General features: G+C 41.3%; 23 protein-coding genes. 18 read left to right on the top strand and 5 right to left on the bottom strand.

Going from position 1 to position 19162, the window contains the following annotated elements; translation table 11 throughout:
- The 11 genes from IPM95_14325 to carA all read left to right on the top strand — a co-directional run.
- Nucleotides 1-802 (top strand): preprotein translocase subunit SecY (locus tag IPM95_14325; protein MBK9330440.1); only part of this gene is annotated, 802 nt, incomplete at its 5' end.
- 16 nt (nucleotides 803-818) lie between these two features.
- Nucleotides 819-1619 (top strand): type I methionyl aminopeptidase, encoded by an 801-nt coding sequence (gene map / locus IPM95_14320; protein MBK9330439.1) that lies wholly within the window; start codon nucleotides 819-821, stop codon nucleotides 1617-1619.
- A gap of 28 nt (nucleotides 1620-1647) precedes the next feature.
- Entirely contained in the window at nucleotides 1648-1866 is a 219-nt protein-coding gene (gene infA, locus IPM95_14315) for a translation initiation factor IF-1 (protein ID MBK9330438.1), read from the top strand.
- A gap of 17 nt (nucleotides 1867-1883) precedes the next feature.
- Nucleotides 1884-2000: a 50S ribosomal protein L36 gene (rpmJ, locus tag IPM95_14310; GenBank protein ID MBK9330437.1), complete on the top strand. Its 117-nt coding sequence runs from the start codon at nucleotides 1884-1886 to the stop codon at nucleotides 1998-2000.
- Nucleotides 2001-2004: 4 nt separating this feature from the next.
- Entirely contained in the window at nucleotides 2005-2382 is a 378-nt protein-coding gene (gene rpsM, locus IPM95_14305) for a 30S ribosomal protein S13 (protein MBK9330436.1), read from the top strand.
- A 20-nt stretch (nucleotides 2383-2402) separates the two neighbouring features.
- Nucleotides 2403-2795 (top strand): 30S ribosomal protein S11, encoded by a 393-nt coding sequence (gene rpsK / locus IPM95_14300; GenBank protein ID MBK9330435.1) that lies wholly within the window; start codon nucleotides 2403-2405, stop codon nucleotides 2793-2795.
- A gap of 20 nt (nucleotides 2796-2815) precedes the next feature.
- Nucleotides 2816-3424, top strand: coding sequence for a 30S ribosomal protein S4 (gene rpsD, locus IPM95_14295; protein MBK9330434.1), 609 nt, complete (start codon nucleotides 2816-2818; stop codon nucleotides 3422-3424).
- Nucleotides 3425-3489: 65 nt separating this feature from the next.
- Nucleotides 3490-4485, top strand: a complete 996-nt coding sequence (locus IPM95_14290; protein MBK9330433.1) for a DNA-directed RNA polymerase subunit alpha — start codon at nucleotides 3490-3492, stop codon at nucleotides 4483-4485.
- A gap of 84 nt (nucleotides 4486-4569) precedes the next feature.
- Nucleotides 4570-5106: a 50S ribosomal protein L17 gene (gene rplQ, locus IPM95_14285; protein ID MBK9330432.1), complete on the top strand. Its 537-nt coding sequence runs from the start codon at nucleotides 4570-4572 to the stop codon at nucleotides 5104-5106.
- Nucleotides 5107-5272: 166 nt separating this feature from the next.
- Nucleotides 5273-8230, top strand: a complete 2958-nt coding sequence (locus IPM95_14280) for a T9SS type A sorting domain-containing protein (GenBank protein ID MBK9330431.1) — start codon at nucleotides 5273-5275, stop codon at nucleotides 8228-8230.
- Nucleotides 8231-8345: 115 nt separating this feature from the next.
- The gene (gene carA, locus IPM95_14275) at nucleotides 8346-9434 is read left to right on the top strand and encodes a glutamine-hydrolyzing carbamoyl-phosphate synthase small subunit (GenBank protein ID MBK9330430.1); all 1089 of its coding nucleotides are present in this window, start codon (nucleotides 8346-8348) and stop codon (nucleotides 9432-9434) included.
- A 50-nt stretch (nucleotides 9435-9484) separates the two neighbouring features.
- Here carA and IPM95_14270 read toward each other — a convergent pair whose 3' ends face one another.
- Entirely contained in the window at nucleotides 9485-9832 is a 348-nt protein-coding gene (locus IPM95_14270; GenBank protein ID MBK9330429.1) for a hypothetical protein, read from the bottom strand.
- Between the two features lie 94 nt (nucleotides 9833-9926).
- On the opposite strand from IPM95_14270, the gene IPM95_14265 reads away from it, so the two are divergent.
- From IPM95_14265 to IPM95_14245, 5 genes are all read left to right on the top strand, one after another.
- On the top strand, nucleotides 9927-10130 hold the full coding sequence (locus tag IPM95_14265; protein MBK9330428.1) for a hypothetical protein: 204 nt from the start codon (nucleotides 9927-9929) through the stop codon (nucleotides 10128-10130).
- A 27-nt stretch (nucleotides 10131-10157) separates the two neighbouring features.
- Nucleotides 10158-10643, top strand: a complete 486-nt coding sequence (locus IPM95_14260) for a T9SS type A sorting domain-containing protein (protein ID MBK9330427.1) — start codon at nucleotides 10158-10160, stop codon at nucleotides 10641-10643.
- A 19-nt stretch (nucleotides 10644-10662) separates the two neighbouring features.
- On the top strand, nucleotides 10663-11820 hold the full coding sequence (locus IPM95_14255; protein ID MBK9330426.1) for a hypothetical protein: 1158 nt from the start codon (nucleotides 10663-10665) through the stop codon (nucleotides 11818-11820).
- Nucleotides 11821-11849: 29 nt separating this feature from the next.
- Nucleotides 11850-12143, top strand: a complete 294-nt coding sequence (locus IPM95_14250) for a hypothetical protein (protein ID MBK9330425.1) — start codon at nucleotides 11850-11852, stop codon at nucleotides 12141-12143.
- 265 nt (nucleotides 12144-12408) lie between these two features.
- The gene (locus IPM95_14245; GenBank protein ID MBK9330424.1) at nucleotides 12409-13947 is read left to right on the top strand and encodes an outer membrane protein transport protein; all 1539 of its coding nucleotides are present in this window, start codon (nucleotides 12409-12411) and stop codon (nucleotides 13945-13947) included.
- Nucleotides 13948-14039: 92 nt separating this feature from the next.
- On the opposite strand, the gene IPM95_14240 is transcribed toward IPM95_14245, so the two are convergent.
- The 4 genes from IPM95_14240 to IPM95_14225 form a co-directional block, all read right to left on the bottom strand.
- Nucleotides 14040-15248, bottom strand: coding sequence for an acyl-CoA dehydrogenase family protein (locus IPM95_14240; GenBank protein MBK9330423.1), 1209 nt, complete (start codon nucleotides 15246-15248; stop codon nucleotides 14040-14042).
- Between the two features lie 363 nt (nucleotides 15249-15611).
- Entirely contained in the window at nucleotides 15612-16154 is a 543-nt protein-coding gene (locus IPM95_14235) for a hypothetical protein (protein MBK9330422.1), read from the bottom strand.
- A gap of 255 nt (nucleotides 16155-16409) precedes the next feature.
- Entirely contained in the window at nucleotides 16410-16709 is a 300-nt protein-coding gene (locus tag IPM95_14230; protein MBK9330421.1) for a type II toxin-antitoxin system RelE/ParE family toxin, read from the bottom strand.
- Complete coding sequence (locus IPM95_14225) at nucleotides 16706-16954, bottom strand: type II toxin-antitoxin system ParD family antitoxin (protein ID MBK9330420.1); 249 nt, start codon at nucleotides 16952-16954, stop codon at nucleotides 16706-16708. Before IPM95_14225 ends, IPM95_14230 begins: the two co-directional genes overlap by 4 nt.
- 110 nt (nucleotides 16955-17064) lie before the next feature.
- Between IPM95_14225 and IPM95_14220 the strand changes: the two genes are divergently transcribed.
- Both IPM95_14220 and eno read left to right on the top strand, forming a co-directional pair.
- A complete protein-coding gene (locus IPM95_14220; protein ID MBK9330419.1) occupies nucleotides 17065-17820 on the top strand; it encodes a class I SAM-dependent methyltransferase in 756 nt (251 codons plus the stop codon).
- Nucleotides 17821-17871: 51 nt separating this feature from the next.
- Nucleotides 17872-19155: a phosphopyruvate hydratase gene (gene eno, locus IPM95_14215; protein MBK9330418.1), complete on the top strand. Its 1284-nt coding sequence runs from the start codon at nucleotides 17872-17874 to the stop codon at nucleotides 19153-19155.
- Nucleotides 19156-19162: the final 7 nt, after the last annotated feature.

The raw sequence follows: 19162 nt of genomic DNA, 5'->3' as shown, positions 1-19162 counted from the left end.
TAACGGTACTTCCATCATTATCATGTCTAATATTATTTCAAGACTGCCGGCCTCCTTCTGGGCGGAAGTGAAATCCAGAGCTACTACCGGAAGCGGTATTCTGATGCTCGTCTTTGAAATGATTATTCTGGCAATAGTGGTTATCGGAACCATTATGTTGATTCAGGCTATTCGAAAAGTGCCGTTGAGCTACGCAAAACAAATGTCAGGAGGCAATAATGCCTACACACAACGCAGAGGTTTTCTGCCGCTGAAGGTGAATATTGCCGGTGTAATGCCCATCATTTTTGCTCAGGCGTTCCTGTTTATCCCGGGTACGGTTGCACAGTTATTTCCGGACAGCTCAGCTTCGGGTTTTTTGAGACAAATTACCGATTTTACCTCATTACCCTATAACATCATTATGTTCCTCATGGTGGTGTTGTTTACCTACTTCTACACCGCATTAATCATGAATCCGGTTCAGATGGCGGATGATTTGAAACGAAATAATGGTTTCATACCGGGCGTTAAGTCAGGTCCGAATACCGCTGAATATATTGATACCGTTTTATCCAGAATAACCTTGCCCGGTTCCATTTTTCTGGGCTTAATCGCCATTATGCCTTCCTTTGCAAATATTATGGGCGTTAACAGTCAGTTTGCTTACTTTTTTGGAGGTACATCTTTATTGATTTTGGTTTCTGTGGTATTGGATACGATGCAGCAAATCAATTCGCATTTATTGAGCCGTCATTATGACGGATTAACGAAATCCGGAGCTAAAATAAGAGGCAGAAGTGCCTTAACAACCGAATATTAACAGTTCTGAAGGAGCCATGATACACCTTAAAACTCCGGAAGAAATTGAATATATACGAAAGAGTTCTTTGTTAGTCAGCCAGACGCACGCACTTTTAGTCGAATACATCAGGCCGGGAGTGAAAACCTCCAGGTTGGACGAAATAGCAGAGCAGTTCATCAGGGATAATGGTGGTACGCCGGCATTTAAAGGGTACCGGGGTTTTCCCGCAACACTCTGTATTTCTATGAATGAACAGGTAGTACACGGCTTTCCATCCGACAGAGAAATCAAGGAAGGGGATATCCTCTCCATTGACTGCGGCGTGTGCAAAGACGAGTTTTACGGCGATTCTGCCTTTACCTTCCCAATTGGGGATATTCCTGCAGAAATCAAAAAATTGTTGCAGGTTACGTTCAATTCGCTCTATTTGGGCATTGAAAAGGCAATCGCGGGAAACAGAGTGGGAGATATCAGCTTTGCAGTTCAGAAATATTGCGAGATTGACCATAACTACGGGGTGGTGCGCGATTTAATAGGACATGGTGTGGGCAGAAACCTCCACGAAGAACCGGATGTGCCCAATTACGGCAAAAGAGGAAAAGGACCAATGTTGCAGGAAGGACTGGTGATAGCCATTGAGCCAATGATAAATTTAGGTACTTATCAGGTACGTACATTACCCGATAAGTGGACGATAGTCACTAAAGACGGCAAGCCATCTGCTCATTTTGAGCATACAGTAGCGGTAAAACGCGGGAAAGCAGATGTACTTAGTGACCATAATTTAATATTCGAAGCCATAAAAAAGTCAGAATATATTAAGGATTTCAGATAATTATTATGATATTTGCAGTCCGAAAATTATGGGTAAAACAGATTTAATAAAATTAGATGGTACGATCACGGAAGCTCTTTCTAACGCGATGTTTCGCGTTAAATTAGAAAACGGCCACGAAATTTTAGCTACAATATCCGGCAAAATGCGTATGAACTACATACGGATTCTTCCGGGCGACAAAGTCGCAGTTGAAATTTCTCCGTATGATCTCTCCAGGGGAAGAATAACATTCAGATATAAATAATAAACTTAAATACCACCATGAAGGTAAAAGCATCTGTAAAGAAACGAAGTGAAGACTGCATCATTGTACGCAGAAAGGGCAGAGTGTATGTGATCAATAAAAAGAATCCAAAATTTAAACAACGACAAGGATAATACTATGGCAAGAATATCAGGTATAGATCTTCCTAAAAACAAAAGAGGTTACATCGGATTAACCTACATCTACGGAATCGGCAGATCAACGGCAAAGTACATTTTAACATCAGCAGGGGTAGACCCTGAGAAAAAAGTACACGAATGGAATGACGATGAAGCGACAGCCATCCGTAACGTAATCAATGCGGAAATTAAAGTAGAAGGTGCTTTACGTTCGGAAACCCAGTTAAACATCAAGCGTTTGATGGATATCGGTTCTTACAGAGGCATCCGTCACCGTAAAGGATTGCCGGTACGCGGACAAAGCACTAAACGTAATGCCCGTACCCGTAAAGGAAAACGTAAGACGGTAGCAGGAAAGAAAAAAGTAACTAAATAATAAATTGTAAGTCTAAGTCAATGGCAACAGCAACAAAAAAGACAACAAAGAAGAGAGTGGTGAAAGTAGAAGCCGAAGGCTATGCTTATATCAAGGCTACTTTCAATAATATCATCATCTCCTATACCAACAAGGGCGGACAGGTGATTTCATGGTCCAGTGCCGGAAAATGCGGTTTCAGAGGTTCTAAAAAGAGCACTCCGTACGCAGCACAGATGGCGGCACAGGATGCAGGTCAGAAAGCTTATGAAGCAGGCTTGAGAAGAGTGGAAGTATTTGTGAAAGGCCCCGGAGGCGGAAGAGAGTCATCTATCCGTACTATCGGAAATGCGGGCATCGAAGTAACTGTCATCCGTGATGTGACACCTTTACCGCACAACGGCTGCCGTCCGCCTAAAAGAAGAAGAGTTTAACATTATAGAAGTAATATACAATGGCAAGATATACAGGTCCACGTACTAAAAAATCAAGAAGTTTCGGAGAAGCTATCTACGGATACGATAAAGCTTTTGAGAAAAGAAAATATGCTCCGGGACAGCACGGTAACTCCAGAAAACGTTCAACGAAATCGGAGTATGCTGTTCAGTTGAAAGAAAAACAGAAAGCGAAATACACGTATGGTGTGTTGGAAAGACAGTTCTACAAAACATTTGAGGAAGCTGCCCGTAAACATGGTGTTACAGGTGAGAACTTATTGCGTTTGCTCGAGCAGCGTCTGGACAATACGGTGTATCGTTTGGGATTTGCCCCTACCAGAAGCGCAGCGCGTCAGTTGGTAAATCACAAACATATCACCGTTAACGGAAGAATCGTTAATATCCCTTCTGCAACGGTAAAACTGGGTGATGTGGTAAGTATCCGTGAGAAATCCAAGGAACTGGATATCGTACAGGATACGCTGAAATCAGGCAGGGTAAAAAAATACGGCTGGCTGGAACTGAATACGGAGAAACTGGAGGGTAAGTATGTGGAGATTCCAAACAGAGACCAGATACCGGAGACGATTAAAGAACAGCTGATTGTCGAATTGTATTCTAAATAATAAACTGGATGAAGGGCTTTACGAAGTTTTCATTCTTTTTTCTTCATTAAAAATAAACTTAATATATGGCTATTTTATCGTTTCAAAAACCGGATAAGATTCTTTTACAGAAAGCAACCGACTTCGAAGGTACCTTTGAATTCGCACCGCTCGAACCAGGTTTTGGAAATACCATAGGTAATGCACTGCGCAGGGTGTTGTTGTCTTCATTAGAAGGATACGCTATTACAGCTATCAAAATTGCCGGTATCAACCATGAGTTTTCTACCATCAAGGGTGTTATCGAAGATGTAACGGAAATCGTGTTGAATATCAAACAAGTTCGTTTAAAGAGGGTATTACAGGATGCAGATGCAGGATTTGAAAAAATCTATATCTCCCTGAAAAATAAAGAGCAATTCACCGCCGGTGATATCGAGGCGCATACCAATGTTTTTGCGGTGACCAATCCCGAACTGGTGATTTGCAACATGGAAAAGAATGTTCAGATTGAACTGGAAATTTCCATAGGCAAAGGAAGAGGCTATGTGGCCGCTGAAGAGCATTACGTAGACAATTCCATCGTTGGCTTGATTCCGGTAGATTCTATCTATACGCCTATCAAGAACGTACGTTACAAAATCGAGAATACCCGTGTGGAGCAACGTACGGATTTTGAAAAGTTAATTATCGACGTAAAAACAGACGGTACCATCCATCCGGAAGATGCCGTAAAAGAGGCGGCTAAAATCCTGATTCAGCACCTGATGCTGGTATCTGATGAAAACATTACGTTTGACTCTGAGGAAAAAGGCCAGGAAGAAGTGGTGGACGAGCACATCTTACACATGCGTAAGATCTTGAAAACGCCTCTGGAAGATTTAGATTTATCCGTTCGTGCATACAATTGCTTAAAAGCGGCTAAGATCAATTCCTTATCCGAATTGGTTCAGTATGATACCAATGAATTATTGAAATTCAGAAACTTTGGACGTAAATCTTTAGTGGAAATCGAAGAGCTGATCATCGAAAAAGGAATGCACTTCGGCATGGATCTATCAAAATATAAATTAGACGACTAATGAAGGATGGTATTTAGTAATAAATAGGCAGTAGACCGTTACTGCATACTTCATGCAAGAATACTTCATACAAAAAATAAAAAGATGAGACACGGAAATAAAATAAATCACTTAGGCAGAAAATACGGGCACAGGGCAGCGTTGCTGAAAAATTTATCTTCAGCATTATTCGTTCATAAACGAATTGAAACGACGATAGCAAAGGCTAAAGAACTGAGAGGGTATGTTGAACCTTTAATTACAAAGGCAAAAGACAATACGACGCATTCCCGCAGAGAGGTGTTCAGTTATCTGCAGGACAAAGAAGCTACAAAGGAATTGTTTGATGTAGTATCGCCAAAAGTAGGCAACAGACCCGGCGGATATACAAGAATCGTTCGTTTGGGTACGAGATTGGGAGATGCTGCTGAAATGGCAATCATTGAGTTGGTGGATTTCAACGAAACTTATAAACCAAAAACTGAAAAATCGGCTGAGCCTAAGAAGAAAACACGTCGTGCGGGTGCTGCTAAAAAAGCGGAAACAGCTCAGGTCGTGGAAGAAAATGCAACGGAAGTGAAAGAGGATGCAGCTGTTGCTGATGAAACGTCTGCAACACCCGAAGAGAAAACGGAGGAATAAGTAAAAAATCATCTGAACAGGATATAAAGAGGATAGCATTTTTTGCTATCCTCTTTTAGTTTAAACGAAGGTGCTGGCTCGATGGTTAAAATATTGCATGATTTATGTCAGTCATCATAATGGTTTTAGTGATTAACTTTATACTGGAATTAAGCAAGTTATATATATGCGTGAGTGCAAATGTTTTTTAAGGATGGGCGGCGTATGGATTGCTGTTTTAGTTTGCCTGCTCAGAGTAGATTCTTTTGCGCAGGGCAGATGGCAGTCGGTCGGCATAATACATGCCAGATCTGTTCAGGCAATCAGATATATTGATGCCAATACGGATATTGTTGCCGGGGGGCTTCAGTCGACCAATAATATTATACGTTATACCAACAGAGGCCTGGATATTGATATTTACAATGATTATGATACAACTGCTCTCCGTTTTACGGATGTATCGTTTCCGACACATACCATAGGCTATGTTGTAGGGTGGCAGGGAGCCGTATTGAAGACCATTAATACCTCTAATTCCTGGTTTTATCTCAATAGATATTTGCCCTTATCCGTGCGTGAGCGGGATTTTAACGGTACTTATTTTGTTAATTCGAAAGAAGGATTTGTGGTGGGAGGACAGGATGATACTGTTCAGACTATTCTGAAAACAAGCGATGGTGGTACCACCTGGTCTGTACAGCGAGATATGAATGGACACTGGCTGACGTCTGTCTGTTTTATTTCTGCAACAACTGGCTTTGCCGTAGGCAAAGGCGGGACACTACTAAAGACAACCAATGGCGGAACAAACTGGAATGTTGTTTCAATACCGGGTGCTGTATCAGCCAGAGATTTTAATAAAGTCTATTTTAAGAATGCCTCGGTTGGATTTATTGTTGGCGGCAGCGAGTTTGGGCTGAAACAAACTATCCTGCAAACTACGGACGGCGGAAATACCTGGAATACGATAGTGGATGCAGATAATCAGGAAATATTAAACGACATTGGATTCAAGGATGCCCTGCATGGATTCGCCGTTGGAAATAAAGGAGTCATTAAAGCCACCACAGACGGCGGAAATACCTGGAATACCTTTGCATTGCCTGATTCCATCAATGATACGATACGGAACCTGAGAACAGTCCATTTTTTCAATACCTATACCGGCGCTTTTGGAGGAGAATGGGGGAAATATTTTGTTTATACGGAAGATTTGCCGACGGCGCCATCGGTAAGAACAGATAGCGTAACCCTATTTTCAGATAACTCCGTTCGTTTTTCAGGTTCTGTAAATCCTAACGGAATCAACACGCATGTTGCATTCGAATATGGTACAACAATTGCCTTTGAAAACAGCACGCAAATCACTCCGGATTCAATTGCCGGGAACTCATTCCAGTCGGTATCCGCGACGACATCTAGCCTGAGTCCCGGAAGGTATTATTTTCGAATACGGGCATCGGGACCGGGTGGAGATTCCGCCGGTATTATCCTTTCGTTCACCATTGGCCTTCCGGTTGCCGTCACCGGAGATGCATCTGTTGATCCTACAAATCAGGTACGGTTATTTGGCAGGGTACATCCACACGGCAGCAGCGCAACAGTTGTCTTTGAATACGGGCAGACAATATCACTTGGGAATACGATTCCCGTATTTGGCAACCCAATTTCTGGAAATTCAGACCGGCAGGTTTCTGTCATCACACCCGCCCTGTCCGAAGGTATTTACTATTACAGGGTAAAGGCAACGGCAGGCACTGACAGTTCCCTGGGTGAACTTAGGCAGTTCTATATCGGAGCGAATCCTATCCCTAATTTTGATTTTGAGTTTTGGGGGGAAGATACATTGGTTACGTTAAAGGATTGGTTATCCTATAGTATCAGAGTAGGTGTCTCCTTTGATGGCTCCAGGTCAATCATCATGGATGGCAGGGATAATAAGGACGGTTTTGGAGTGGTATTGATGGGTACGATTTCCAATAACTTTCCTGTTGGCGGCGTGCCGTTTACTGCCCGTCCGGATAGTCTCGCGGTTCATTATAAATCAGCATTACTGTCAGGTTATCCTGCATTGGTTTTTATTATACTTAAAAAGAACGGGATTTCTATTGCACAGCAAGCCTTCTATATTCAGGACAGCACACATGGAGCATTTGTTCGCAAGGCGTTTCCTATATTTTATACAGATTCCACCACGTTACCGGATTCAGTCATTCTCGCATTTGTTTCCAATGATCCGTTGTTTGGATTAACGGTTAACCCCGATAATAGACTGGAAATCGACAATGTCTCGTTTACGGGAACAACTCAAAATGTGCCCAACCCGGGGTTTGAAGAATTGACAAACATAATTACCCAATACCCGATATCCTGGATGACGTTTGACCGTCGTAATCGAATCAACCTGCCACAAACGGTAGTTCGTACTGACAAAGCGCAGCACGGACAGTATGCAGCGAAGGTTCAGAATCTTCTTTCCTTGCATAATCCCGGTGTAATGCAATCCCATGTGGAAGGAGGGAATGATATTTATGGCCCCATATTTCCGGTTAACGGGCGTGTCTCTTCACTAAACGGTTACTATATATTCAATCCGGACGGTGATACTGCTCAGGTAAGTGTTAATGTATATAAGGCAGGTGCTCAGGTCGGTAAAGGAGCCATTGAACTGTGGGATAATGATACAGTTTACAAGCCTTTTTCCGTTCGTATCTTCTATGATGATTCAACTGTTGTTCCTGACAGTGCAAATATAAGTATCACGTCCATTAACGATAATGTGACCTATTCGGTGAAGGGTAATTCAATATTATTCATTGATAATATTTCGTTTGACGGCCTGCATCAGTCGGACACCCTGATTGCTTCCGGATTTATACAGCATGAATTGAATGCTCTTTTGCTTAGGATCTACCCGAATCCAGCCGTCCATTATATTGCAGTGAAGTGGCCGGCTGGTAGGCGAATAGCAGGTGCCGTTGTTTTTGATATCAACGGGAAGGCCATGAATGCGCCATTTATAGCCAATGCCTACAACGATGTATTGATGATCAATGTTTCTGATTTGCCATCCGGCCTGTTTATACTGAGCATTCAGACGGAGGCTGATGTTTATACCGGCAAGTTCATTATCCACAGGTAATTTAAATTAAGGTGAATGCTTATATCTTTTTAGGCCATAATTTGTTAAAGTAGTTTTTCAGCGTTAATTTTGGGATGTCAATTTCGATACAGGTTATTTTAAATTCTGCCTTATAATGCCATCTATTCCCGCCCTCTTGCTGCTCGAAGACGGAACTTCTTATGCGGGCTTTGCCTGCGGTAAAATAGGAACTGCCACCGGAGAGATTTGTTTCAATACCTCCATGACGGGCTACCTGGAATTATTCACAGACCCCAGCTATTTTGGACAATTGCTGATTTCTACCAATGTACATGTGGGCAATTACGGAATCAGAAAGGAGGAAGAAGAGTCGGAACACATACAAATCTCCGGCCTGATTTGCCGTGAATATACCAACAGCTATTCCCGCAGGCAGGCGGACATTTCCATTGAGGATTATTTTATCGATAATAACCTCGTGGGAATCACCGGAATCGACACCCGCGCAGTCGTTCGTCATGTGAGGGAAAAGGGTGCGATGAATGCCATCGTCTCTTCAGAAAATACAGACGTTGATTTTCTGAAGAACGAACTGAAGAAAGTCCCGTCCATGGAAGGATTGGAACTTTCCTCAAAGGTAACCACTCCGGCGGCGTATACAGTGGGAGAGCCGACGGCAAAATACAAAATAGCCGCACTGGATTTTGGCATTAAGAAAAATATCCTCCGCAATTTTGAAAACAGGGATTGCTATATCAAGGTTTTTCCCGCAAAAACATCCATTGCCGAACTGAAGGATTTTCAGCCGAATGGTTATTTCATCTCCAACGGCCCGGGCGACCCGGCAGCCATGGATTATGCGGTGGAAACCGTAAAACAAATTTTAGCAGAAGACAAACCTTTGTTTGGTATTTGCCTCGGCAACCAGTTACTGGCACGTGCCGTAGGAATTCCTACCTACAAATTGCATCACGGCCACCGCGGCGGCAACCATCCCGTCATCAACCTTAAAACCGGCAAATGTGAAATCACCACACAGAACCACGGCTTTGCGGTGGATATGGAGGCCTTAAAAAATTCCGATAAAGCCAGATTAACCCACATTAACCTCAACGATAATTCGGTGGAAGGACTGGAAGTATTAGGCAAAAAAGCGTTCTCGGTTCAATACCACCCGGAAGCCGCACCCGGCCCGCACGACTCCAGATATCTATTCGATGATTTTATGAAGATGATGAGTTAAAAACGTCATTGCGAGGTACGAAGTCGTCATTGCGAACGAAGTGAAGCAATCTATTTCTTTTTAGTATTTTGTTCAGGGGCTTTATTATATGTAATCAGAAGTTCGTTATATTTTTCTAAGAGTTCTACATATTTATTTTTCCAGAATTCAGCTTTATTTTCCATGTCTTCATCTGATTGGTCAGATGCAAGTTTGTATTTAATCAAACCCTTGATGTCTTTTGAAAAATCATGATGTATGATTTTCCCAATTTCTAAAATCACATCAATGGAAATATTATTGCTTTTAAAAGTATGGTACATCCATCTTCTGTTCTTACCTAACGTCTTTGCAACTTTGCTGATAGGTATACCACTTTCCCGTACAGCTTTCTCTACTATTTCTCCTTTATGTTGCATTATGCAAATTTCTGCCCATATATGTAAAATATATTACACATAAATTGCACATAAATGAGAAAAATAGTAAATTGCATATAATAATAGAATCACTATGAGGAAATATAAATTTAAGATTCAAACTCTCAAGTCTGAGAAAGAAGGTAAGATTACTGAATCAAAATTATTGCTAGAATGTGAATTTGAAGCTAATGATAATAAAAAAGCAGATGATTTTATTAATGTTGTAAAGAAAGAGTATGACAATCATAAAATATTTACGGACTTGGGTGAGTCGTATGAGTTGGTGACATTATAATCATTATCAATTTTAACTACAATAGAAATGAAAATAAAATTATTGATTATCATAATCTTATTACAGATAAGAATATTGAATGCTCAGACAGCATTTTCAACATCTGGTAAGAGTTTATCAAATGCACAGGTATTAATTGATAATACAATAGGTGAGCCAATTACTTTTACAGTGCAAAATGCAACAATAAGACTAACGCAAGGCTTTCAACAGAATAATTATAATATTCCAACAGGCATTATAACTGCTCAGTTAGATGTAAGCATCAATGTATTCCCAAACCCTACTTCGGATAAATTACAGATTCAGCTTTCTAAGCACTACAATTCTAATCTGCATCTCAATTTGTATGATATAAATGGTCAGCTAATATGGTATAGTAAAATGGGTAATGATGTTGAAATGCAAAATATTGATGTATCAAAGCTTGCATCCGGAACCTATATCTTACAATTGACTGATGAAACGAAAGGACTTATAAATACCTACAAAATTGAAAAATCAAATAATTAATTTTTTTAAATAATAATCTATGAAATCAATCATCTCATTGGTGCTTTTTTTAACAATCACATTGTCTTTAGTAGCACAAGCTCCGCAAGGTATCAATTATCAGACAGTAGTAAGAAACACGTCGGGGACAGTCTTGGCTAATACCAATGTTGGTATTAAAATCAATATACGCTCAACCAGTGCTACAGGTACTATTGTTTATGCTGAAACACATGCAGTTTCTACCAATCAGTTTGGCTTGGTTAATTTTGTAATTGGACAGGGTACGGTGGTTACCGGTACTTTTGCTAATATTAATTGGGGTAATGGCTCTTATTTTGCAGAAACATTAGTAGACCCTGCTGGTGGTACTGCTTATGTATCTGTTGGAGCTCAGCAGTTAATGAGTGTGCCCTATGCATTATATGCATCTAAAGCATCTAATGGTAGTTCTTGGAAAGATACAATATTCAATTTTGGTAATTCTAATATGAATCTTGTTTTTAACAGAACCAATGCCTTGATTTCTCCTCCTCCTTATAATAAATTTGGCACTGGTATTGGTTATGGTACATTGGAGTTATCTGCCCCATATCCGTACTTAGATTTCACGGACACTTTATTTACGCGTAAAGATGCAGACATGAGACTAGCTTATGATAAATCATTTGGTGGATATTTAACTATTTCAACTTATGATTCAACTGTTTTGAATAAATGGAAATGGGACCAATTTACATTTAATAAGAACGGAAGAATGGGAATAGGCACTAACCAACCTCATGTTAAATTAGATGTTAAAGGTGATGTCAGGTCATCTAATTCAGATACTACAAATTTCACATATATAGGTGGTACTGATGGTGCATTGATCTTAAGACGAAAAAATGATTTGGCACATATTGATTTTATATCTACAAGTGATACAAGTGTAAGAATAACTTGTCAAAATAATGGGTTAGTATTTAATACAGGGCAAACACTAACATCTTACAATGAAAGATTACGTATTTTGTCCAATGGTAACATAGGCATTGGTAACAGTAACCCTAAGTCAAAGTTAACAGTTACTGGTGGTGATGTTAATATTACAGATATTGCATCAGGTATCATCTTAAAATCGCCAAATGGCAATTGTTGGAGAGTAACGATTGATAACAGCGGCAATCTTGTTCGTACAGCAATTACTTGTCCATAATTTTCTTTGATAATTAAATTAAAAGCAAAATGAGTATTACAACAAATCGCCCAGATGAATATACAGGTAGCTTAGCTATAGATCATCACACATCTAATCATGCATTTGAGACATTTTTAAAAACTATGTTTAAAATAGAGCAAAGTCAATTTGTATCATGCATTATTAATTTTTATTCAGAACCAACAAATACATTTAATATGTCAGTCAACTATACTGATATCAATGGTTCACTTAAGAAATCAAAGAAAATTGATATTGATGTATCTGAGTTTTTTAAATTATTTTCTAATGTAACAATTGAATTTAAAAAGCGTAAATAATCTTAACGAAGTGTAACTGATGTAGTTAGTGTAATCAGCAAGAATTAATCCTGTATCTGTCTTATTGAATTTAATCATCTAAAATATTTTGAAGTATATTTATTTCTAAGCAGAGTCTCTTGAAAAGGACTCTGCGTTGTTTAATTTACGCAGAGTCCACTACGTGAGGCTCAGCTATAAATTTTCATAATCGGTTGGTGAGGACACTACCATTAGTAAAATTCTCTTCCTATTGTTCTCTCAAAATTTATTTGTAAATTTCGCTATGCGAATTCGTGTTGCTATTGTCTTACTATTGCTGCTGAATATAAAGAGCATGCAGGCACAAAACCATTACTGGGCGCAGCAATACGGCGCGGAAGCCACTCTGCTCGGTGGTGCCATGACGGCAGGCTCCGGCGATAACAGTGCGATGTACTACAATCCGGCGCGTTTAGGGTTTATGGAGACTCCCAAAATTAGTGTAAGTGCCAATGTCTACGGTATTGATGTCGTTAAACTGGAAAATGCGGCGGGTACCGATCTTGATTTGAAATCAACAAAACTGATGCTGTATCCGCAAATTGCGGCGGGTTCCTTAATCATTAAGAAACAGCCGAAATTCAAGATGGTGTACGGCTCGCTGGTGCGATACAGAAGTTCTCTGCATGTTGAACAGAACAAAACAATGGCGTATGATGTATTTCTTACGTTGCCCGGGAATGAATTTTATGACGCCCGGGTGGAGTATGATTTTAACTGTACCTCGAACTGGCTCGGAGGTGCATTCGCATACAGGATAAATGACAACTGGTCCATCGGCTATTCGCAGTTTTTTACCTATATCAACCTTCAGTACCGCCAAAACTATAATATCATCAGTGCCAATAAAAGCGGCAATACCTATTTCGTGTCTTCCAACAATACGAACCTGAACTTCTCCATCAATAATGTGGGTGCGGTGGAAAAGGTGGGCATCGCCTATGAGAATCAATCCTCCAGAAATGAAAACCTGTTTTATCGTTTTGGGTTGACGGCCACCATGCCATCCTTCAAGATTTTCAGCAAAAGCAAGGTGTATCAGTCGCTGGAATTGAACAATATCACCGAACTGGAATTCCTTCCGACGGATTCCCTGACTTCCCTTTCCACGGTGATCAATAATTCGAACAACAATGTTCCGACACAATTCAAGGACCCGGCATCTATCGCCCTTGGTTTTGAAGTGGAAAATAAGAAAATCAAGATATCATCCACCGTGGAATATTTTGTCAGGATAAAAGAATACAACATGATAAAGGATAATTCACAGACGCTGGTGTTGCCGGTTCAGAATAATAATCCCATTTATGTAGATAATTACATGACGGTCAAACATTCAAATGAGAATATTGTAAATGTGGCAGTAGGCTTTGAATATAAGTTCAAACCGAAAGTCAAAAGTGAAGACAAACCGCGCCTGTGGAGCTTACTGGCGGGCTTCAGAACCGATTTTAACAACCATGACGTAGTGTACCGTTTGCAAAAATTACAGAAAGGAACGTCGGATGCTTTTAATCCGAACAGCTGGAAATATATGCATTATTCTCTCGGCGCAAGCATAGACAGAAAATCGGATAAGTTCAGTTTTGGTATTGACTATGGAAACGGATTGACGAAGAGAACCTTGCAGGCCGTCAATATCACAGAACCTACTGCTGCCAATTTACTGCTGGGTGAAAGGCAAAATACCGTGATACCGAAAATAAACTCCATCAATTTTGTGATGGGATATACCTATAAATTCAACAAGACAGACCGATTGATGAAGATAAAGCCGTTGTAAAGAAAGCTATATTTACGTCATTGCGAGGCACGAAGCAATCTGTTACTGATATAGATTGCTTCACTTTGTTCGCAATGACGTTCAGACAAAAATTAATTTGCCACCGCTTCCGCTTTCTTTCTCTTTTGCTGTTCGTGCAATTCTCTCAGCAGGCCGCGGGCAATCAGCAGTTTCATGATTTCGTTGGTGCCTGCATAAATACGCGCCACACGGTTGTCCGCATAGGCGCGACCGATATAATATTCCCACATGTAGCCGTAGCCACCGTGCAGCTGCATGCACTCATCCACAATTTTCTGGTGTGCATCGGTGCAGGAGAACTTCGCCATGGAAGCCGTCTCCGCAGACAATTCGCCTTTCACATACAACTCCACACATCTGTCCACAAAGGTCTGGTGTATCTGCAACAAGGCTGCCATCTCCGCCAGTTTGAATTGTGTATTCTGGAAACCTGCAATAGGTTGTTTGAACGCCGTTCTGGAAGTCGTATAGGCGATGGTGTTTTCCAGTGCACCTTCCGCACCGCCGGTGGACATCAATGCCACAGACAATCGCTCGCGGCCCAGTTTCTGCATCATGTAGATGAATCCTTTGCCTACTTCGCCCAGCAGATTCTCTTTCGGAATCTGCACGTTGTCGAAGAACAGTTCGCAGGTATCCTGCGCTTTCATGCCCACTTTCTTAAACGGTTTTCCTTTTGAATAACCAGTGCGGGTAGATTCTACAAAGAACAGGGAAATACCATTGTCTTTGCCATCGACTATGGTGCGTGCGGCGATAATCGCCATGTCGCTCATGTATCCGTTGGTGATGAATGTCTTTTGTCCGTTCAGCACATAATGGTCGCCCATATCCACCGCGTTTGATTTCAAGGCCTGCAAGTCGCTTCCGCAACCCGGCTCCGTCATACCGATAGCGGTAATCACTTCGCCGCTCACCATCTTCGGCAGCCATTGCTGTTTTTGCGCTTCTGTTCCGTAATCAATGATATAGGGCGCTACGATATCGGAGTGCAGGAAGAAACCCGGACCGGTATAACCCGCCTTGGAAATCTCTTCGGTAATCAGTGCGCAGAAAGAAAAATCCAGTCCGGCACCGCCGTATTCACTAGGCACATCCAGGCAAAGCAGACCCGTTTCGCCGGCTTTCAGCCATACTTCACGGCTTACCTGACCATCCTCTTCCCATTGTGCATGGTATGGGGTGATTTCCTTTTCGATGAACTGCTGGCACATCTTCTGCAGCATCAGATGCTCTTCCGATGAATAGATATCTCTTTTTAGTTTGATATTGGAAAACATAGTACGATTGTTTGTTCAAAAATACGGAGAAAATGAAAGAAATCAACTTGTCCTGTGTCAAGAAAAGGTCAAAAAATACGGGAAATGATGCGCGATGATGCCCTGTGCTAATTTTGTTCATGCCTGCTGTAAATGGCATGCTGACAAGGTTCCACAGATTGAACATTCGCCGTTGTTGGTGTTTAGCCTGGCATAGCTACAAGCGCAGGAAGCGTCACCACCTACGGTATGGTAGTATGGTTTTACTGTCATTCCCTTGTAAAAGGGAATCTCCTGACAGACTAAAAATGAGATTCCCGCTTCCGCGGGAATGACAGTACCCGCTTTTGGTTTGTTGGTTGCAAACCAAAAGGCGAGGGCAATTTATTCAATAGTATATTCCGTATTCTTAAAAAGTGATGTGTTACGGAATATAGTTCCAGTTTTTTTATAACCAAGTTTTTCAATTTCAGAAATAATGCTTTTGAAAGCAAAATAATTAAATTCTATTAGTTCTATTCTCTTTCTGTTTTTGCTTTCAATAATTATTGAATCAAAAGAACCTTTGGCAAATTGTTTTTTGCAACCATAAATTCCTTTTAATTGTTCTCTTTCAATGACCTCTTTATTGAATGTTGCAATATTCCTTATTACGATTTCGTTAGGTGTAAATGAAACTATTAATGCTTCCGTTAAAATACCTTTAATCATTTGCCATGACAATATAATAAAAGAGATTAAGAAGAATCCTATGTAAAAAAATGCTCCGATGTCTTTGTTTTCAATCGTTTTTTTTATAGGGGCATATATTATTATAATGCATCCAATTAATAAAACCAGGAAAATGCTTCTTAATAATGGAATAATCAAGTTGAGTTTTGGTGTGTAAATCATAATTTTAGTCGCTAACTTTTTTACTTTTGTCATTTGTCAAATATACTTTTTATGTATTAGACATCCAAATCTCCAAAATCCGGCATAAGATAGCCTGCGCTATCCAAATATTTAATAAATTTAAAGCATGGACTTCTTCGCCGTTGTTGGTGTTTAGCCTGGCATAGCTACATCGCAGGAAGCGTCACCAACAACATTTATTACGGTATGGTAGTTTGTTGGTGAAGAACACCAACAGAGCCGGGGGCCACCCCGTTATGTCCCGCGGGGAATGGTGTAACACACCCGTTATTTATCATTCAGCCTGTTTTCAATATCCATGTTCTGATGCAATACTCTGATGATTTCTATTTCGTTAGAGGTGGATTTTCTGTAAAATATCAGATGTGATTTTACTTTGGAATACCGATACCCTTTTCTGGTATATTCAATGGATTTTCCTGCATTGAAATTTTTACTGATAAACTCAATTTCTTCAAAGATTAAATCGTAATATCTGTCTGCCTGTTCTGCTGACCAGTTTTCTACGGTGTAAAGCCAGATGTTTTCTATATCACTTAACGCTTGCTCGCTTATTGCAATTTTCATTTGGACAAATGTTTTGCATGCAATTTTTTGAGGTTTGCTTTGTGGTCAAAATTTTTAACCAGCTTACTTTTTTCTCCCATTTTCAACTCGTTTACCAAGCTTTTTGCCTTGTTTTCTTCGTGTTCAAAAAGTCGAAGTGCTTCTCTGATGACTTCACTCACAGAAGTATATTTGCCATCGGCAATCTTTTCATGTACAAATTTCTCGTAATAATCGCCTAATAAGATAGAGGTGTTTTTTCCCATGATTGAAAATTTATATAAAGATACCAACTCTTGGTATAACGGTCAAGTTTTCTGTTAAAATAAAATTATTCGTAACACTTAACTATCCAAATATTTAATAAATTTAAGGCATGGACTTCAAACACCGCTTTTCCGACCGTGTAGAAAACTACATCAAATACCGGCCGGGCTATCCGGAAGAAATCATCGCCACCCTGCAACTCGAAATCGGTCTGATGCCCAGCGATGTGGTGGCGGATATCGGCAGCGGCACGGGCTTGTCGGCAAAGCTGTTTCTGGAGCACGGCAATACCGTGTACGGCGTGGAGCCCAACGAGCCGATGCGCAAAGCGGCGGAAGCCCTGCTGGCGGAATACGACCACTTCATCAGCATACACGGCAGTTCGGAAGCTACCAGCCTGAAAGCGGATTCCATCGACCTGATTGTATGCGCGCAGGCGTTCCACTGGTTCGACAGGGCAAAAACCAAGACGGAATTTCAGCGCATTGCCGCCAAAGGAGCGCATCTGTGTCTGATCTGGAACGACCGCAAGGCATCTGAACCTTTCCAGCAGGATTACGAACAGCTGATTCAGGATTTTGCCATCGACTATAATGAAATCTCGCACCGCAATATCACGCAGGATATCATCAGCGATTTTTATGCACCGAATACCTTTAAAAAATTCATTCTTAATTATGAGCAGCACTTCAACCTGGAAGGCCTGATAGGCCGTATCATTTCCTCTTCGTACATGCCGAATCAATGCCATCCGAATTTTCCACAGTTAAGAAATGCTATCGTTCATCTTTTTAACGCTTACGAACAAAACGGAATTGTTACATTTGCCTACGATACGAATTTGTACATTGGTAAGATAAAATAGCAAAGACTTACTACTTATTACTTATTATTACTTACAACTTAATACTAAACAATGAGTCACATTATTTCCGTTCATGCCCGACAAATCCTGGATTCCCGAGGCAATCCAACCGTAGAAGCAGATGTCATCACCGAAAGCGGCATTGTTGGCCGTGCAGCCGTTCCCTCGGGAGCATCCACCGGTACACACGAAGCGGTGGAGTTGCGCGATGGCGGCAAAGCCTATATGGGAAAAGGCGTACTGAAAGCGGTATCGAATGTGAATACCTTTATTGCGGAAGCGTTGGTAGGAGAGAACGTACTGAACCAGCGGGAGATAGATTCCATCCTGATAGAACTGGACGGAACCGAAAATAAAAAGAAACTGGGCGCGAATGCGATTTTGGCGGTGTCTTTGGCGGCAGCGAAAGCGGGCGCACAGGTGGCAGGTTTGCCCTTGTACCGCTACATCGGCGGAACGAATGCGCGTACCTTGCCGATTCCGTTGATGAACATCCTGAACGGCGGCGCACATGCCGATAATAAAATTGACTTCCAGGAATTCATGGTGGTGCCGGTAGGGGCGACTACCTTCTCCGATGGCTTGAGAATGGGCGTGGAGATTTTCCAAAACCTGAAAAAAGTACTGAAAGCGAAAGGCTACTCCACCAATGTAGGTGATGAAGGCGGCTTTGCGCCTGAAATAAAATCGAACGAAGAGGCGATAGAGACGGTGTTGAAAGCGATTGAAAGCGCGGGCTACAAACCCGGCGACCAGGTGAAAATCGCGATGGATGCGGCAGCTTCAGAATTCTACGATGCAAAGAAGAAAAAGTATGTTTTCAAGAAATCAGACAATAAGGTGCTGTCATCCGAAGAGATGGTGGATTACTGGGCAAAATGGGTGAAAAAATATCCGATTGTTTCCATTGAAGACGGACTGGCGGAAGATGACTGGAGAGGCTGGAAGTTGCTGACAGAATCTGTAGGCAGCAAATGCCAGTTGGTAGGGGATGATTTGTTTGTAACCAATGTAAAGCGTTTGCAGGAAGGTATTGACAAGAATATTGCGAACTCCATTCTGGTGAAAGTAAATCAGATCGGTTCACTGACGGAAACCATAGACACAGTGGAGTTGGCGCACCGAAACAGATATACATCTGTGATGAGCCACCGAAGCGGAGAAACCGAAGACAGTACGATTGCGGATCTGGCGGTGGCGCTGAACTGCGGACAAATCAAGACCGGTTCCGCATCGCGCAGCGACCGTATGGCAAAATACAACCAGTTGCTGCGCATCGAGGAAGAGTTGGGCCCGGAGGCAGTTTATCCGGGCAAAGGATATCGATTCTTTTAATCTTGTG

This window comes from Sphingobacteriales bacterium, from assembly GCA_016719635.1.
Classification (GTDB): domain Bacteria; phylum Bacteroidota; class Bacteroidia; order Chitinophagales; family JADIYW01; genus JADJSS01.
This window is presented reverse-complemented; position numbering and strand designations above follow the sequence as displayed.

Coding starts and splice junctions, on each gene's coding strand:
- rpsM (MBK9330436.1), top strand. CDS start 2,005: ATGGCAAGAATATCAGGTATAGATCTTCCTAAAAACAAAAGAGGTTAC.
- carA (MBK9330430.1), top strand. CDS start 8,346: ATGCCATCTATTCCCGCCCTCTTGCTGCTCGAAGACGGAACTTCTTAT.
- rpsK (MBK9330435.1), top strand. CDS start 2,403: ATGGCAACAGCAACAAAAAAGACAACAAAGAAGAGAGTGGTGAAAGTA.
- IPM95_14225 (MBK9330420.1), bottom strand. CDS start 16,954: ATGGGAAAAAACACCTCTATCTTATTAGGCGATTATTACGAGAAATTT.
- IPM95_14220 (MBK9330419.1), top strand. CDS start 17,065: ATGGACTTCAAACACCGCTTTTCCGACCGTGTAGAAAACTACATCAAA.
- infA (MBK9330438.1), top strand. CDS start 1,648: ATGGGTAAAACAGATTTAATAAAATTAGATGGTACGATCACGGAAGCT.
- IPM95_14280 (MBK9330431.1), top strand. CDS start 5,273: ATGCGTGAGTGCAAATGTTTTTTAAGGATGGGCGGCGTATGGATTGCT.
- IPM95_14265 (MBK9330428.1), top strand. CDS start 9,927: ATGAGGAAATATAAATTTAAGATTCAAACTCTCAAGTCTGAGAAAGAA.
- IPM95_14255 (MBK9330426.1), top strand. CDS start 10,663: ATGAAATCAATCATCTCATTGGTGCTTTTTTTAACAATCACATTGTCT.
- map (MBK9330439.1), top strand. CDS start 819: ATGATACACCTTAAAACTCCGGAAGAAATTGAATATATACGAAAGAGT.
- IPM95_14290 (MBK9330433.1), top strand. CDS start 3,490: ATGGCTATTTTATCGTTTCAAAAACCGGATAAGATTCTTTTACAGAAA.
- IPM95_14250 (MBK9330425.1), top strand. CDS start 11,850: ATGAGTATTACAACAAATCGCCCAGATGAATATACAGGTAGCTTAGCT.
- IPM95_14270 (MBK9330429.1), bottom strand. CDS start 9,832: ATGCAACATAAAGGAGAAATAGTAGAGAAAGCTGTACGGGAAAGTGGT.
- IPM95_14235 (MBK9330422.1), bottom strand. CDS start 16,154: ATGACAAAAGTAAAAAAGTTAGCGACTAAAATTATGATTTACACACCA.
- IPM95_14245 (MBK9330424.1), top strand. CDS start 12,409: ATGCGAATTCGTGTTGCTATTGTCTTACTATTGCTGCTGAATATAAAG.
- rpmJ (MBK9330437.1), top strand. CDS start 1,884: ATGAAGGTAAAAGCATCTGTAAAGAAACGAAGTGAAGACTGCATCATT.
- rpsD (MBK9330434.1), top strand. CDS start 2,816: ATGGCAAGATATACAGGTCCACGTACTAAAAAATCAAGAAGTTTCGGA.
- eno (MBK9330418.1), top strand. CDS start 17,872: ATGAGTCACATTATTTCCGTTCATGCCCGACAAATCCTGGATTCCCGA.
- IPM95_14240 (MBK9330423.1), bottom strand. CDS start 15,248: ATGTTTTCCAATATCAAACTAAAAAGAGATATCTATTCATCGGAAGAG.
- rplQ (MBK9330432.1), top strand. CDS start 4,570: ATGAGACACGGAAATAAAATAAATCACTTAGGCAGAAAATACGGGCAC.
- IPM95_14230 (MBK9330421.1), bottom strand. CDS start 16,709: ATGAAAATTGCAATAAGCGAGCAAGCGTTAAGTGATATAGAAAACATC.
- IPM95_14260 (MBK9330427.1), top strand. CDS start 10,158: ATGAAAATAAAATTATTGATTATCATAATCTTATTACAGATAAGAATA.